This window comes from Glycocaulis alkaliphilus (genome assembly GCF_004000605.1).
Lineage (GTDB): Bacteria > Pseudomonadota > Alphaproteobacteria > Caulobacterales > Maricaulaceae > Glycocaulis > Glycocaulis alkaliphilus.
Map to the genome: position 1 here is coordinate 2,881,428 of NZ_CP018911.1, position 14,245 is coordinate 2,895,672.

Below are 14,245 nucleotides of genomic sequence, written 5' to 3' on the forward strand. Positions count from 1 at the left end.
TGCTGGGCGCTGTCATACGCCTCCTGAAGCAGGCACGGCTGTTTTCTTCTTGCGCCAATGGTCCGTCAGGCGGAAGCCATAGGCAAGCCCTACGCCCGAAATCAGATGCCACACCCCCCAGACGGCAATGACCGCCGCCGCGCCGCCCAGCCCGCCAAGCGCGCCCAGCAGTATGACAAGGCCAAGCCCTGAATTCTGGATACCGACCTCTATCGTCATGGCGCGCCGCCCGCGCGCATCAAAGCGCAACGCCCATCCGGCCGCATAGCCCAGCATCAGCGCCATGGCATTGTGCCCGATGACGGTCGGCAGGATGGCGATAGCCCCCATGAGCAGCAGATCGGCATTGCCCGCAAGACTGCCGGCGATGATGAGCACAAGGATCACCATGGCGAGACCCGACATGAAGGGCCGCAGCCGCCGGGCGAGCGCTGCATGCCGGGACGCCAGATACATGCCCGCAGCCAGCGGCACGGCCAGGATCACCATGGTCTGCAGGACAAACGGCACGGCATCGACCTCCAGCGCATCCATCAACTCGCGCGTGGGACCGTAAAGCCCGCTCCAGAACAATATGGAGACCGGCGTGGCCAGCGCCGCCAGAAGGCTCGACGTTGCCGTCAGCGACACCGAAAGCGCGGTATCGCCCCGCCCCAGATGGGTAAAGAAGTTCGACATATTCCCGCCCGGACAGCACGCCACCACGATCATGCCAAGCGCTATCGAGGGCTGGGGTTGCAGCACCATGACCAGAGCCAGCGTCGCCATGGGCAGCAGCAGGATCTGCGTCACGGCAGCCCCGCCAAAACGCACCGGACGGCGCATCACCTGAACGAAATCATCCACCCGCAGCGACAGCGCCACGGTGAACATGATGACAGCAAGGCTGACCGGAAGAGCGCTCTGGAAGACAGGGCCGAGGCTGAGCTGGACCGCATCAAGGCTGGCGGGATCGGTCATCGGGCGCTCCCGGAAGCAGGACAAGAATAGGCTGCGCACCTTGGACGGTCCGACGCCGTTCTGTCGAGTACCGGCAATGCGGGCTTTGACCTTTGCACGGGACAGGGCATTCTGGACGAAAACAAGCTAAACCCTTGGGAGGGCGTTATAATGTTACGTTTTTTAACCGTGACGGCGGCCGCTGCGCTGCTCACTGCGTGCGGTGATCCGGCCGGCGGCCAGCCCGCCGCTCCGGCAGACGCGCCCGTCGACGCGGCCGCGCCGGAAACATCCGCTGATCAGACCGCCAGTGCCGACGGCTGGCCACCCGTTGGCGAGACCAGCGCGGAGATCACGCAGGATGATCTGCATTTTCGTATTTCGGTCCTGGCCGATGACCGCTTCGAGGGACGCGCACCAGCGGCAGAGGCGGGCGAACGGGCGGCGCAATGGATTGCCGATGAGCTGGCGCGTGTGGGTGTCCAGCCCGCCGGCACGCAAGGCTGGTTTCAGCCCGTCCCTCTGATCGAGGCCACGCTCGTCGAGGAGCGCTCGCGTCTCGACATCACGATCAATGACGGGCCGATGGGTCTGACCATGGGCCAGAACGTGGTTTACTGGAGCCAGAACCCCGAAGAACACGTGGCAATCGCCGATACCGAGCTGGTGTTCGTGGGTTATGGCGTCGTGGCGCCCGAATATGGCTGGAACGACTATGAAGGCCTCGATGTCGAGGGCAAGACGGTCGTGATCCTTGTCAATGATCCCGGCTATGCCCACCCCGATGCAGGCCGCTTCAACGGCGAGTCCATGACCTATTACGGCCGCTGGACCTACAAGTTCGAGGAAGCGGGCCGTCAGGGCGCAGCCGGCGCCCTCATCGTCCACCAGACCGCACCGGCGAGCTATGGCTGGGACACGGTGGTTGCCTCGTGGACGGGGCCGCAATTCACGCTCGACATGCCGCCTTCCGATCTGGTGCCCGTGCAGGGCTGGATCCATTTGAACGCCGCGCGCGAGCTGTTTGCGGCAACAGGCCATGATTTCGATTCGCTGGCCGAAGCGGCTGCGGAGCCGGGTTTCGCCCCCGTGGCTCTGGACGGAGCAAGCATGAGCGCCGAGCTGCACACCAGCCTCCGCCGCCTGACATCGAACAATGTCGTGGGTGTGATCGAGGGATCGGAGGCACCGGACGAATATGTGCTCCTGATGGCGCACTGGGATCATCTGGGCGTGCGGCTCAACTTCGCCGCCGACAACAATATCTATAATGGCGCGGTGGACAACGCGACCGGCACCGCCGCCATCATGGAAATGGCCGAGGCTTTCGCGCGTGGCGAGCAGCCGCGCCGCTCGGTTCTGTTCGTAGCCGTGACTGCCGAAGAGTCCGGGCTTCTGGGCTCGGCCTGGTTCGGCGCCAACCCGACCGTGCCGCTTAATTCCATCGTGGCCGGCCTCAATATCGATGGCGAGCTGCCTGTTGGCCGCACCGAGGATGTCGTGGTCGTGGGCTATGGCGCGTCCGAGATCGAGGACATATTGCGCGAGGAGGCCGAGGCGCAGGGTGGCCGCTATCTCACACCCGACCCCAACCCGGAAGCGGGCTATTTCTACCGCTCTGACCATGTGAGCCTGGCGCGCGTCGGCGTACCCATGCTCTATGCTGGCGGCGGCACGGTGCATGTCGAACATGGCCGGGAGTTCGTGGAGCGCGCCGCTCTGGCTTACCGGATGAACCGCTATCACCAGCCTGCCGACGAGTATAACCCTGACTGGGACCTCTCCGGCCTGGAAGAGGATACCCGTCTGCTCTACGCCGTCGCGCGCCGCATCGCCGACAGCGATGAATGGCCAAACTGGTATGAAGGCAATGAATTCCGCGGCCTTCGCGATGCCATGATGGCAGACCGCTAAGGTCTCCACACCGCGTCTGGTGCATCCGGCCGCGCCCCTCCGGGCGGGACCTTTGCATGGCGTACTGCATCTGGCGCAAGAAACAGAATGACTTCGCTGCAGCGGCAGGAGTAAGAGCGCGGCCATGGCCACTCCCGCTGACCCGTCTGCCGCGCCTGTTGCACCGCCGCCGCCAGATAGCGGCAGGCTGGACGCAGGCCGCGCAGGTGCCGCCGCGCTGTCAGCCTATGTGATCTGGGGCCTGTCAGCGGCCTTTTACAAATTCCTCGGCTTTGCCAGCGCCACCGAAATCGTTCTGCACCGGGCGATATGGTCTGTGCCCCTGCTCGCGCTGCTCGTGTGGATGGCGGGCCGCGCGCCTTCTGCCTGGCGGCTGATGCTCGACCGGCGCGCCATGGCGACCCTACTCCTCAGCGCCATCCTCATCGCCTCCAACTGGTGGGTGTTTGTCTGGGCGATCAATGCCGACCGGGTGCTGGACGTATCGCTGGGCTATTTCATAAACCCGCTGATGAATGTGGCGGTCGGCGTATTCATTGCGGGCGAACGCTTCGGACGGCTGCGGATGATCGCCGTGGGCCTCGCGGTCATCGGCGTCATCAACCAGGTTGTGGCCGTCGGCGAAATCCCCTGGATCGGGCTGTTTCTCGCCGCCTCCTTCACCGCCTATGGCTATATCCGGAAAACCATCGCAACCGATGGCCGGGTGGGCCTGTTCTGGGAAACGCTGATTATCTCACTGCCCTCTGTGGTGGCCCTGTTCTTCCTTGAGGTATCAGGCAGTGGCGGCAGCTTCCTTGGCAGTCCGTCGCAGGCCCTCCTCCTGATCCTCACCGGCCCGATGACGGTTGCGCCCCTGCTGCTCTTCATCATCGGCGCACGCGGTCTGCACTTCGCGACCATCGGCCTGTTGCAGTTTGTCGCCCCCACCCTGCAGTTCGCAGTGGGGATCATCTGGGGCGAGATTTTCACGCTTGCCCACGCCATCACCTTCGCCTTTATCTGGGCGGGGCTGGCCGTCTTCACCTTCGATCTTCTAAGCTCGCGAAAACGCGCCCTCAAACAATCGCAGAGCTGATCCATGTCCCATCCGCCCATGCCACCTGCCCGCCATATCAATGTGGGCGAGGTCACGCTGTCTGTTCACGAGGCCGGGCCAGAAGATGGCCTGCCCGTCCTGCTCCTGCATGGCTGGCCGGAGCTGGCCCTGTCATGGGCGGCGCAGATCGCGGCGCTGGCGAACGCCGGCTACCGCGTCATCGCGCCGGATAATCGCGGCTTTGGTGCCTCCGACGCGCCCCATGAGACAAGCGCCTACCATGTCGACCGGCTGACCGGCGATATTGCGGGCCTGCTGGATGCGCTGGGCATCGAAAAAGCCGTCATCGCCGGCCATGACTGGGGCGGCATCCTCATGTGGCACGCGGCCTGCCTGATACCGGAGCGGTTTCTGGGCGCGGTGGGCGTGAACACGCCGCACCTGCCGCGGGGCTCCAAACCGCCCACCGAAGTGTTCCGCGAGATGGGCGGGGAGGAGCACTATATCGTGCGCTTCCAGGACGAGGCGGCCGACGGAATTTTCAAAGGCCGGGAAGCTGATTTCTTCGACTTCGTGTTCGGCGCCTCTTTTCCCTCCGCTGACATCGAGAAGCTGCCCCCCTCTGTCACGCACCTGCCCAAGCGGTTCGAGCGCTTCATCGAACGCGGCGGGCTGAAATCAGAGGACGATGTGGTGGTGCCAGACGATGCTCGCGCCGAATTTGCCCGCGTCTATGCAAAGACCGGATTCCGGGGCGGCCTCAACTGGTACCGCAATTTCGATACTAACTGGGAGCGCATGGGCGGTGTCGACCACCGCCTCGCCATGCCCTGCCTGATGATCTCGGCAGAGTGCGACTACATGCTGCCGCCCAAGCTGACCGCCTGGATGCCGGCCCTGTGCAAGGATCTGGAGATGCATGTCATCCCCGGGATCGGCCACTGGACGCAGTACGAGGCCCCGGATGAACTCAATGCCTATCTCATCGACTGGCTGAGGCGGCGGTTTTAGGCGAAACCGAGAAACACCACCAAAGACCTGTTCACGCTCAATAGCGTGTCGGAATCGGCCTTGCCGATGACTTTGCCGACGCGCTCGCGGCGGACGCTCATCACCTTGTCGACCATGATCTGCGAGCGGGCACGCAGCCCGTTCTCCTCTGATGGTTCCAGCGTAATCCGCAACAAGGGCGCATCCACCAGGGTGGAAGAGATGAGGGCGAGGGTTACGGTGGAGGTCTGCGCGAAATAATCGGCCTGCAATACCAGCGCCGGGCGCGGCTTGCCGAAATCGCCCGGCATGGCGACGGTGACAATATCGCCGCGCTTCACGGGCTCTACCGCTCGTCCAGATCGGCGAGCGCCGCGTCAGCGAAGGCGTTCAGCGCGGCATCGGCGCGGTCTGCCTCTGCGGTGAGCGCGGCTTGATCACGGCAGGCATCTTCAAAGCCCGGCTGGCGGGTATCGGGCACCCAAATCTGCAAGGGGCGCAGGCCCGCTGCCCGCAGGGCTTCACGATGTTTGCTGACCCGTTCATTGACGCCCATGACACTCTCCTCGCGTTACATGTAACATGTCGCAAGCAGGATGTCGAAGCCCGCCTAGCCCTCGTCGGCGATGTCCGGTACGCCAACGGCGTGGAAGCCGGCATCGACGTGCAGCACTTCACCAGTGCAGGAATGGCCGAGGTCAGACAGCAGGTAGAGCGCTGAACCGGCGACGCCCTCCATGCGGGTGTCTTCCTTGAGCATCGACCAGTCCTTGCCGGTCTTCATCAGCGTGCGGCCACCGGAAATACCGGCCATGGCGAGGGTGCGCATCGGACCCGCCGAGATGGCGTTCACGCGGATGCCGTGCGGACCGAGATCGCGCGCAATATAGCGGGTGGAGGCTTCGAGCGCCGCCTTGGCAACGCCCATCACATTGTAGTTCGGCACTACGCGCTCCGAGCCCAGATAGGTCAGGCACACCATGGCCCCGCCATCGGGCATGAGCGCGCTGGCGCGTTTTGCCGCGTCAACGAAGGAGAAGGCCGACACGTCCATGGCGCGCTTGAAGCCTTCGCGCGTGGTATTGTGGGTGAAGGAGCCCTGCAGCTCGTCCTTGCCGGCAAAGGCGATGGCGTGGACGAGGAAGTCCATCTTGCCCCATTTCTTCTCCAGCGCGTCAAAGCAGGCGTCCATGGAGGCGTCATCGGTCACGTCGGCTGTAACCATGAACGGGTTGCCGGGCAGGCTTTCCACCAGCGGGCGTACGCGCTTTTCCAGCTCCTCGCCCTGATAGGAGAAGGCCAGTTCCGCGCCCTGTGCTGCGAGTTGCTGGGCGATACCCCAGGCAATCGAGTTCTTGTTGGCTACACCCATGACAAGCCCGCGCTTGCCCTTCATCAGATTACCGGCCGGATACACGCTATCGCTCATGGGGTTAGTCCCTCCCGAATTGATGGCTGCGCCGTGCTGTGATTCTGCTTCGGCGCAAGACTGTTTCCCGTCGAATAGCGGATAGGGGCTGCGGCGTCGAGCCGCGCACGTATGAACGCCCCGGTCATAATGACGTCAATTTGATCGGGCCATAATGGGCGAACTATCTGGTCAGAGCTGTCATATCATGTCAGCGTCTGTCATCGGATCGCACCTTTGGCGCGGCCGGTTGTCCCTGAAATCTGAGGATCGAGTTTGACGAAAATTGTTGCCCGCCCCCGCTCCGAGGCGATCGAGAAAAGTTGGGGCAATCTGGACTGGACCAGCGTGTTTGCCGCGCTGATCTACCCAGCCATCGGCGTCATCGGCATGATCGGCGCCATTGTACTCGGCCTTGCGCTGGAGAGCCTTGCATTTCAATGGTGGTATGTGCCGCTGGCCATGGCCGTTGGCGCGGTCACCCTGGTGATCTGCAATTTTGGCATCGGCGTCCTGCACCGCGTCTGGCAGCACCGTTCCGGCGAGCTGAAATGGCCCGCCCAGATACTGACCGCGCTTAACTGCGTGATCGCGATGCAGGGCCGGTTCAAGGACTGGATCAACTACCATTCCCAGCACCACCGCCTGTCAGACAAGCCGGGCGACCCGCACAACCCGCACGAAAGCAAGGTGTGGGCCTGGTTTGGCTGGATCATCTTCCGCGATCCCAACGATCTTCAGCGCCCGCTGGCCATGTGGCTGCGCGACATGCCGGGCGTGAAATGGGTGGATCATCACTATAACTGGCTGTCGCTGGTGGTGCATCTGGTCATCCCGGCCCTGATCTATCTGGCCGTCTTCCTGTCGGGCGGCTCTCTCCTTCTGACCTTCCTTCTCCACGCCGCAGCCGTCACGGCGCGCGGTGTGCAGTTTCACGCGACCACGCTGGGCGTGAACGTGTTCGGCCATTTGAAGACACCGGCCTGGCTGGACTGGACGCTCGCCCTGCTGACCGGCGGCGAGGCCATTCACGACCATCACCACGAGCATCCCCAAAGCGCGCTGCACCTGCCGCGCAAAGGGCTCATCAACCGTGTGGTCGACTATAACGGCACGCTGCTTTTGCTGTTTGAAAAGCTCAAATGGGCCAGTGATCTGAAGATCGCGCCGCAATTTGCTGCTCAACCGGCCATAGCACGCCGCTAGGCCGTACCGGGCGATCCCGGCCTGCCGATATGCGGGCCGGGATTTGACCGGGTCATTCCTTGCTCTACACCTGATGGCCGGTAAAGTTCGCCATCAGCGAGGGAAGACAAAGCCGTGCACGACCATTTCCGCCGTTTTGCCGCCTACAATGCCTGGGCCAATGCCCGGCTTTATGACGCGGCGACCGCGCTGAAAGACACCGAACGCAAAAAGGATGTGAAGGCTTACTTTCGCAGCCTGCACGGCACCCTCAATCATCTGCTGGTGGCGGACCGTATATGGCTCTACCGGCTGACCGGCGAAGGCGAGGCCCCGACCCGCCTCGACGCCGTTCTTTACGAGAATTTTGGCGAGCTGCGCACCGCGCGCGAAGCCGAGGACCAGCGCCTGATCGCCTATGTTGCGGGGCTGGACCCGGCCAACTTCGCAACCGTGATCAGCTATGGCAATACGCGCGGTGAAGCCAAGGAATTGCCGCTGGGCGTGATCCTGGCCCATCTGTTCAATCACCAGACCCATCACCGCGGTCAGGCAAGCCACATTCTGCGCCAGCTGGGTGTCACCGAGCCGCCATCTCTGGACCTGCTCTATTTCGCCCTGCCTGCAGCGTAGAACGCATCCAGCCAGCGCGTGACGCGTTTGCGGTTAACACCAAAATCGTAATACCCGACCAGTGCGCGCGAATAGACCGCCAGCACGGCCTTGTCCGGTCCCGCCACCATCGCTTCGGCTGTGATCTTGTCGGTAAAGCCGAAGACTGCGCTTTTCTGCTCCAGCTCCACCTGCAGGCCGGCCTCGCTGACAAGGCGCGTTCGCGGCGCATCAAGGGCGATTGCCTTGAAACACGCCAGCGCATGAGCTGGCGTCATGGCAACCGGCGCCGTACGCTGATGGGGCTCGGCCCGGCTGTCAAAACCCTCTGGCAAGGCGAGGAACCAGCACGGCTCACGCGGCGGCGTCAGAGATGAAAAATCCAGCGGAAAGCTACCGGCCCGGCTCATGTCGTGCGCTCCTGTCACATTAAATCCCAGTCAGGTGTCCGAATTATTGCCAGGCCGGGATGACAGGCCGGGGCGGGCATCCTAAACACGGCTCCAACATAGTGTGATTTCCCGCCAGACAACCGGATTTTCGACGATGACAACGCCTGCACTGGACGTAACCGGCCTGACCAAGACGTTTTCCGGCTTTCCGGCGGTCCGGGATGTCAGTTTCACCGTTCCCGCAGGGTCCATCACCGGCTTTCTCGGTCCCAATGGCGCCGGCAAGACCACAACGCTGCGCATGGCGCTGGGCATCATCCGCCCTGATGCCGGCAGCGCGACACTTTTCGGTCAGCCGCCGACATTGCGCGCGCTCGACCGGGTGGGCTTCCTGCCGGAGGAGCGCGGCGTGTACCGCAAGATGACGGCCGAGCAGGTCATTGCCCTGTTTGCCCGCCTCAAAGGCGTCCCGGCAGTGGAAGCGCGCAAACGGGCCGCTGCAGCGCTGGAGCGCTTCGGGCTGGCCGCCAGCGCCGGCAAGAAGGTCAAGGAACTGTCCAAGGGCATGGCCCAGAAGGTCCAGATCATCGCGGCGATTATTCACGAACCCGATTTCATCATTCTCGACGAACCGTTCTCGGGGCTTGATCCGGTCAATCAGGCCATGCTGGAGGATGTGATCCTCGAGCAGGCTGCCGCCGGGCGCACCATTCTCTTCTCCACCCACGTCATGGCCCAGGCTGAACGCATCTGCGACCGCATCGTGCTGATGGCGCGCGGGCAGAAGATTTTCGACGGCAAGGTGGATGAGGCGCTGGCCGTTGTTCCGCGTCTCGTCACCATTGGCGTTGATTCCGACGATGACATCAGCGCCCTGCTCTCAGGGTTCGGCGAGGTTACGCGCGCGGAGAAAGATGCCGATGGTGTGACGCTCTGGCAGATTGCCCTGAAGCCGGGCGTCGACCCCCAGCACGTCCTGCGGGCCTGCGTGGAAGCGGGCGTGCGCCTTACCCGGTTCGAGCCGGTACGCCCCCATCTGCACGACGCCTTTGTCCGGCTGGTATCGGCCGGTGACCCCCTTCAGCCTGTGGAAGGCCATTAAGCCATGCGCGCCATCTATCTCATCGCCCGCCGCGAATACCTGTCCTATGTCGCGACCTGGGGCTTCTGGCTGTCGCTGGCCTCGGTGCCGCTCTTCATGCTGATCGGCGCGTCCATTCCCGCACTCGTGCAGTCGGCCCAGCCGGTCCGGCATTACGTCGTAATCGACGAAACCGATCGCGGTCTCGATACCGTGATACAGGCCTCCATCGAACGCGAACGCCGCGAACAGACGCGCGCCGCCCTGGAAGCGGCCGCTGCCGTCTCCGCTGACACGGCAACGCGCGAACGCGCACTGGCGGCTTTCGACGCAGATCCGCTGGGTCTCGGCGGCCTTGATGACGCGCTGGACATCCTCGGCATGCAGGGCAGCGCCGACATGATCGCGGCAGGAACAGGACGCATGATCCGGCTGGAAGCCCCTGCGCGCACGCTGGATGAATTGCGTCCCTATCTGCTCGGCGAGCGGCAGGTGGCAACACCGGACGGACCGCGCAGTCTCTTCGCCGCCATATTCATCAGCCAGGAGGCCGGCTCCGACCTGCCGCTGATCAATTACTACTCCACCAGCGTCACCGAGCAGAGCCTGTCAGGCGCCGCCCGCCGCGCGCTTCGCGACCATGTACGCGAGCAGGCTCTGGCGGCACGCGGGCTGGACCCGGCAGAGATCCGCGAGCTGTCCTCGCTGGAGCCGGAAATGCGCAATTTCAACCCGGCTACGGTCGATGACAGTGAGGTCGGCGCTGCCGACTGGGCCCCGTTTATCGTCGCTGTGGTGCTGGCCATCATGTTATGGACGGCCATCTTCTCGGTGGCCAACATGCTGCTGACCAGCCTTATCGAGGAAAAGGGCGGCAAGATTATCGAACTGCTGCTATCGACCGTGCGCGTGCGTGATCTGCTGATCGGCAAGCTCCTGGGTGTCGCGGCTGTCTCCTTCACCCTCTTCGCCGTCTGGGGGCTTATCGGCACCACGCTGATGCTGATTGCCGGCACCTTCCTGCAGGGCATCGACCCGGAGATTGCCGGCTTTATTGCCGAAGCCGTGCAGCCGGGCCTCTTCCTGGCGGCGCTTGGCTATTTCCTCGTCGGTTATCTGATGTATGGCGCGATCTTCCTGGCGCTGGGTTCGTTGTGCGAGACGTTGCACGATGCGCAGACCCTGATGAGCCCGCTCATCCTGGTGCTGATGCTGCCCTTGATGATCCTCGTCTTCGCCATGCGCTCGATTGATTCCGTCGCTGTCCAGATCGTGTCATGGGTGCCTATCTGGACACCCTTCATCATGATTGCGCGCCTGCCATCCGATCCGCCTTTGTGGGAGATTGCCGGCACGACCGCCATGATGCTTCTGACACTGATTGTGGTGCTGTGGGGCGCGGCGTCCGTGTTCCAGCAGGGTGCGCTGGGCCACGCCAATGCCGACTCCGTCAAGCGCGTCTTCTCACGTAAAAAACCTGTCAGGGACGAGGAATAGGTGGCTATGGGCCAGTCAGGCAACGACACTTTCTACCGCGAACGCCGCCTGCCGCCTTACGTTTTCGCCGAAGTGAACCGGATGAAGGCGGCGTGGCGCAAGGAAGGGCGCGACATCATCGATTTCGGCATGGGCAATCCCGATCTCGCGCCCGCGCCGCATATCGTGGAGAAGCTCAAAGAAGTCGCCGCCGACCCGCGCGCGCACCGCTATTCAGCCAGCCAGGGCGTGCCGTCCCTGCGCCGCGCCTTCACCCGCTATTACGAGCGCCGGTTTGATGTGGGCCTGAACCCGGAAACCGAAGTGTGCGTCACGCTTGGCTCCAAGGAAGGCCTCGCCAATCTGGCGCAGGCGATCACCGCGCCGGGCGATGTCATCATCGTGCCCGACCCGTCCTACCCCATTCATATGTTCGGCTTCATCATTGCCGGGGCTGCCGTTCGCGCGGTCAGCTTCAACTCGCCCGAACAATTCCTCGCCGACGCGGTGACCGCCTGCAAGCGCTCGGTCCCGGCTCCGTCGGCCATGGTGCTGAATTTCCCGTCCAACCCGACGGCGCAGGTGGTCGATCTCGATTTTTACCGCGAGGCGGTGAAGGTCGCCAAAGCCAACGACATCGTTCTCATCTCCGATCTCGCCTATTCGGAGATCTATTTCGACGGCAACCCGCCCCCCTCCATCCTGCAGGTCGAAGGCGCGCGCGATGTAGCGGTGGAGTTCACCTCCATGTCGAAAACCTATTCCATGCCGGGTTGGCGGATCGGCTTCGCTGCCGGGTCAGCGCGCCTGATCGCGGCGCTCAAACGGGTGAAATCCTATCTCGATTACGGTGCCTTCACGCCGGTACAGATCGCGGCTGTGGCCGCGCTTGACGGCCCGCAGGAGCATGTCGCCATCGCCCGCGAGACCTACAAGAAGCGCCGCGATGTGCTGGTGGAAAGCTTCTCGCGCGCCGGGTTCGACATCCCCTCACCGCCCGCCACCATGTTCGCCTGGGCGCCCATCCCGGAGCGCTTTGCCCATATGGGCTCGGTGGAGTTTGCCAAGGACCTGATGGAGAAGACCGGCGTGGCGGTGGCCCCCGGCCTTGGCTTTGGCGAGCGCGGCGACACGCATATCCGCCTCGCGCTGGTCGAGAACGAACAGCGCATCCGCCAGGCGGCCCGCAATCTGAAGGGCTATTTCCAGCCCTGACCGGTGTGCCCGGTCAGTTGGCCGCCCCCGCCTCCCACACATCGGTGCGGAAGCGGGCAGGCGGCCGTTCCCCGCGCACCTCGAACACAATCGTATCGCTATAGCTGCGCCCGTGCCGGTCCGTGCTGGTGACTGTCAGGCGGTGAACACCTTCGGCCAGATCGGCAGGCAGGCGCGCTGTCCACAGATGCATGTTGCGGTCAGCCAGCGAGCTTTGCGGCTGGGGTGTTCCACGGAAGCTGCGCCCCTGAAAGGCTTCAAAGCCCTGATTGCGTTCCTCGCCCGACCGGCTCTCGACCGCATAGCGCCCGACACTCGCCTGGCGCTGCACGGCGAACGGGTCGGCAAACATCGCGCCGATACGCACCGCCTCGCCCGCGCCTTCCTGCGTGCGCTCCAGCGCGAAGGCCGGACCGTTATGAATGCGCGCCTCGACAAGGGTTTCCGCCGCACCATTCCACACATTGGCGGTGAGATACGTGCCTTCGGCCAGATCCTGGCGGGTGAGGATGCGCGTATCCGGCAAATCATTGATGGAAACGGGCGGGACCGGGTCGCGCTCCTGCCAGGGTTCGCCGCGCCAGGCATTGAGCACATCAAACCAGCTGCGGAAGGCGGGCGTGTTGAAATCGACCCATTGGCCACGCTCTTCACCGAGCCGGGAGCCCACATAGCGCTCCTGATAGCTGGTGCCCGCAAAGTCGATCATCAGCACGCCCTTGGGCGCGCCCATGCGCTGCAAGGCCTGCGCATCACCATCGAGATTGAAATCACCCTGCCACCAGTTTCCTGATGCCGCCCCGGCAATGATATGGCGGAAGGGCAGCGGGCCGACGCCCACGCTTTCCTGCCAGCCTTCAAAATACTGGCCGGGAGAATGGTTCTCGGTGGTATGGGTATGACCCGACAGGGACAGCGCCTCACGGCCCTCCAGCAGCGCGTATATGGCCGCAGCATTGTCTGTCTGGTGAACGGGGCTCGCTGCGTCCACAAAGCTCACAAATGGCGCGTGGTGGGCGATCACGATCAGCCGGTCTTCATCGATATGCTCAAGAAGGTTTGCCAGCCATTCCATCTGCACATTGTCAACACGCGCATTATAGCGGGCGCGCTCGCTCTCGGTGCAGAACTCGCGGCCCGGCACGTCCGCATCCTCAATCCCGCAAGGGAAGTAGATATTGTTGAGGACGATGAAGCTGACCTCGCCAATCTCGAAGGCATAATAGGCAGGGCCATAAAGCCTGCGCCATGTGTCGACCGAGTTGGCATGAGACCGGGCGTCCAGATCGAGATCGTGATTGCCCGGCAGCGCCCATTGCGGCACGCCAACGGCTGATCCGACCTCAAAGACCCGCGTCAGCAGATCAAGATCGTCGCCCACCACATCGCCCAGATAAAGCATGCAGTCATTGCCGGAGAGGCCGCTGGCAACAAGGTCGGCAATCGCGCTGTCACGCAGCTGGCTGATCTCGAAATTGGAATAGGTCTGGCTGTCGCCAATAATCGCACACGTGAAAGCATCATCACCTTCCACCCGGCGCAGCGGGAAATTGACCGCCCGGGGGGCAGCGCCCGTGTCCGGCAGGCCGCCATAGCGAAGAGCCTCGGGCGTACCGCCCGGCTTGTGGGTATGGGAAAACTGCGGGACCTGGCGCTCATTGACCGGCACGCGGAAGCCCGAAGGCTGGATGACGAAGAGGTCCATATCCTCTCGCACCGGCAGGGTGTAGGCCCCCACCCGGTTCGTCACCGTCACATCCCGCCCGTTGGACACCAGGACGTGCTGCACGCCCGGCTCAGTGCGCTGATAGACGCCGTCGCCATTGAGGTCCTCGAACACGACACCGCGCACAAAGCCGTCAGACGCGCCCTCAATCACTTCAGGAGACGCAATCCAGGGCGCGTCGGCCAGCGCGGTTGCCGGCAGGGCGGCAAGGGCGAAGAGGGCAAGACCGAAACGGGCATGGCGGAACATGGAGCAGATCCTTCCTGAG

At 63.5% G+C, this 14,245-nt stretch carries 14 protein-coding genes; 8 read left to right on the plus strand and 6 right to left on the minus strand.

Annotation, left to right across the window (positions count from 1 at the left end; all coding sequences use genetic code 11):
* Positions 1–12 precede the first annotated feature (12 nt).
* Complete coding sequence (locus X907_RS13670; protein ID WP_127568928.1) at positions 13–960, minus strand: bile acid:sodium symporter family protein; 948 nt, start codon at positions 958–960, stop codon at positions 13–15.
* 150 nt (positions 961–1,110) lie between these two features.
* Between X907_RS13670 and X907_RS13675 the strand changes: the two genes are divergently transcribed.
* The 3 genes from X907_RS13675 to X907_RS13685 all read left to right on the plus strand — a co-directional run bounded on the left by X907_RS13675 (position 1,111) and on the right by X907_RS13685 (position 4,903).
* A complete protein-coding gene (locus tag X907_RS13675; RefSeq protein WP_127568930.1) occupies positions 1,111–2,853 on the plus strand; it encodes a M28 family metallopeptidase in 1,743 nt (580 codons plus the stop codon).
* A 124-nt stretch (positions 2,854–2,977) separates the two neighbouring features.
* Positions 2,978–3,931: an EamA family transporter RarD gene (rarD, locus tag X907_RS13680; protein WP_127568932.1), complete on the plus strand. Its 954-nt coding sequence runs from the start codon at positions 2,978–2,980 to the stop codon at positions 3,929–3,931.
* Positions 3,932–3,934: 3 nt separating this feature from the next.
* Positions 3,935–4,903, plus strand: a complete 969-nt coding sequence (locus X907_RS13685; RefSeq protein WP_233352404.1) for an alpha/beta fold hydrolase — start codon at positions 3,935–3,937, stop codon at positions 4,901–4,903.
* Here X907_RS13685 and X907_RS13690 read toward each other — a convergent pair.
* The 3 genes from X907_RS13690 to X907_RS13700 are packed head-to-tail and all read right to left on the minus strand — an operon-like array spanning position 4,900 to position 6,311.
* On the minus strand, positions 4,900–5,223 hold the full coding sequence (locus X907_RS13690; protein WP_127568934.1) for a type II toxin-antitoxin system PemK/MazF family toxin: 324 nt from the start codon (positions 5,221–5,223) through the stop codon (positions 4,900–4,902). The genes X907_RS13685 and X907_RS13690 overlap by 4 nt on opposite strands.
* A 5-nt stretch (positions 5,224–5,228) precedes the next feature.
* Positions 5,229–5,438 carry an antitoxin MazE family protein gene (locus tag X907_RS13695; RefSeq protein WP_127568936.1) on the minus strand — a complete coding sequence of 70 codons (210 nt, stop codon included), beginning with the start codon at positions 5,436–5,438 and terminating at the stop codon, positions 5,229–5,231.
* Between the two features lie 54 nt (positions 5,439–5,492).
* On the minus strand, positions 5,493–6,311 hold the full coding sequence (locus tag X907_RS13700; protein WP_127568938.1) for an enoyl-ACP reductase FabI: 819 nt from the start codon (positions 6,309–6,311) through the stop codon (positions 5,493–5,495).
* 255 nt (positions 6,312–6,566) lie between these two features.
* Between X907_RS13700 and X907_RS13705 the strand changes: the two genes are divergently transcribed.
* Both X907_RS13705 and X907_RS13710 read left to right on the plus strand, forming a co-directional pair.
* Positions 6,567–7,496 (plus strand): acyl-CoA desaturase, encoded by a 930-nt coding sequence (locus X907_RS13705; RefSeq protein ID WP_233352405.1) that lies wholly within the window; start codon positions 6,567–6,569, stop codon positions 7,494–7,496.
* Positions 7,497–7,610: 114 nt separating this feature from the next.
* A complete protein-coding gene (locus X907_RS13710; protein WP_127568940.1) occupies positions 7,611–8,108 on the plus strand; it encodes a DinB family protein in 498 nt (165 codons plus the stop codon).
* Here the strand turns inward: X907_RS13710 and X907_RS13715 are convergent.
* Positions 8,084–8,497 (minus strand): DUF1499 domain-containing protein, encoded by a 414-nt coding sequence (locus X907_RS13715; RefSeq protein ID WP_127568942.1) that lies wholly within the window; start codon positions 8,495–8,497, stop codon positions 8,084–8,086. The genes X907_RS13710 and X907_RS13715 overlap by 25 nt on opposite strands.
* Before the next feature lie 136 nt (positions 8,498–8,633).
* Here X907_RS13715 and X907_RS13720 point away from each other — a divergent pair, with 136 nt between their 5' ends.
* Genes X907_RS13720 through X907_RS13730 form a run of 3 tightly spaced genes read left to right on the plus strand, consistent with a single transcriptional unit; the run spans position 8,634 to position 12,251 of the window.
* The gene (locus X907_RS13720; RefSeq protein ID WP_127568944.1) at positions 8,634–9,581 is read left to right on the plus strand and encodes an ABC transporter ATP-binding protein; all 948 of its coding nucleotides are present in this window, start codon (positions 8,634–8,636) and stop codon (positions 9,579–9,581) included.
* Positions 9,582–9,584: 3 nt separating this feature from the next.
* The gene (locus X907_RS13725; protein WP_127568946.1) at positions 9,585–11,057 is read left to right on the plus strand and encodes an ABC transporter permease; all 1,473 of its coding nucleotides are present in this window, start codon (positions 9,585–9,587) and stop codon (positions 11,055–11,057) included.
* A gap of 6 nt (positions 11,058–11,063) precedes the next feature.
* A complete protein-coding gene (locus tag X907_RS13730; RefSeq protein WP_127568948.1) occupies positions 11,064–12,251 on the plus strand; it encodes an LL-diaminopimelate aminotransferase in 1,188 nt (395 codons plus the stop codon).
* A gap of 13 nt (positions 12,252–12,264) precedes the next feature.
* Here the strand turns inward: X907_RS13730 and X907_RS13735 are convergent, their stop codons facing one another.
* Complete coding sequence (locus tag X907_RS13735) at positions 12,265–14,226, minus strand: calcineurin-like phosphoesterase C-terminal domain-containing protein (RefSeq protein ID WP_127568950.1); 1,962 nt, start codon at positions 14,224–14,226, stop codon at positions 12,265–12,267.
* Positions 14,227–14,245 lie beyond the last annotated feature (19 nt).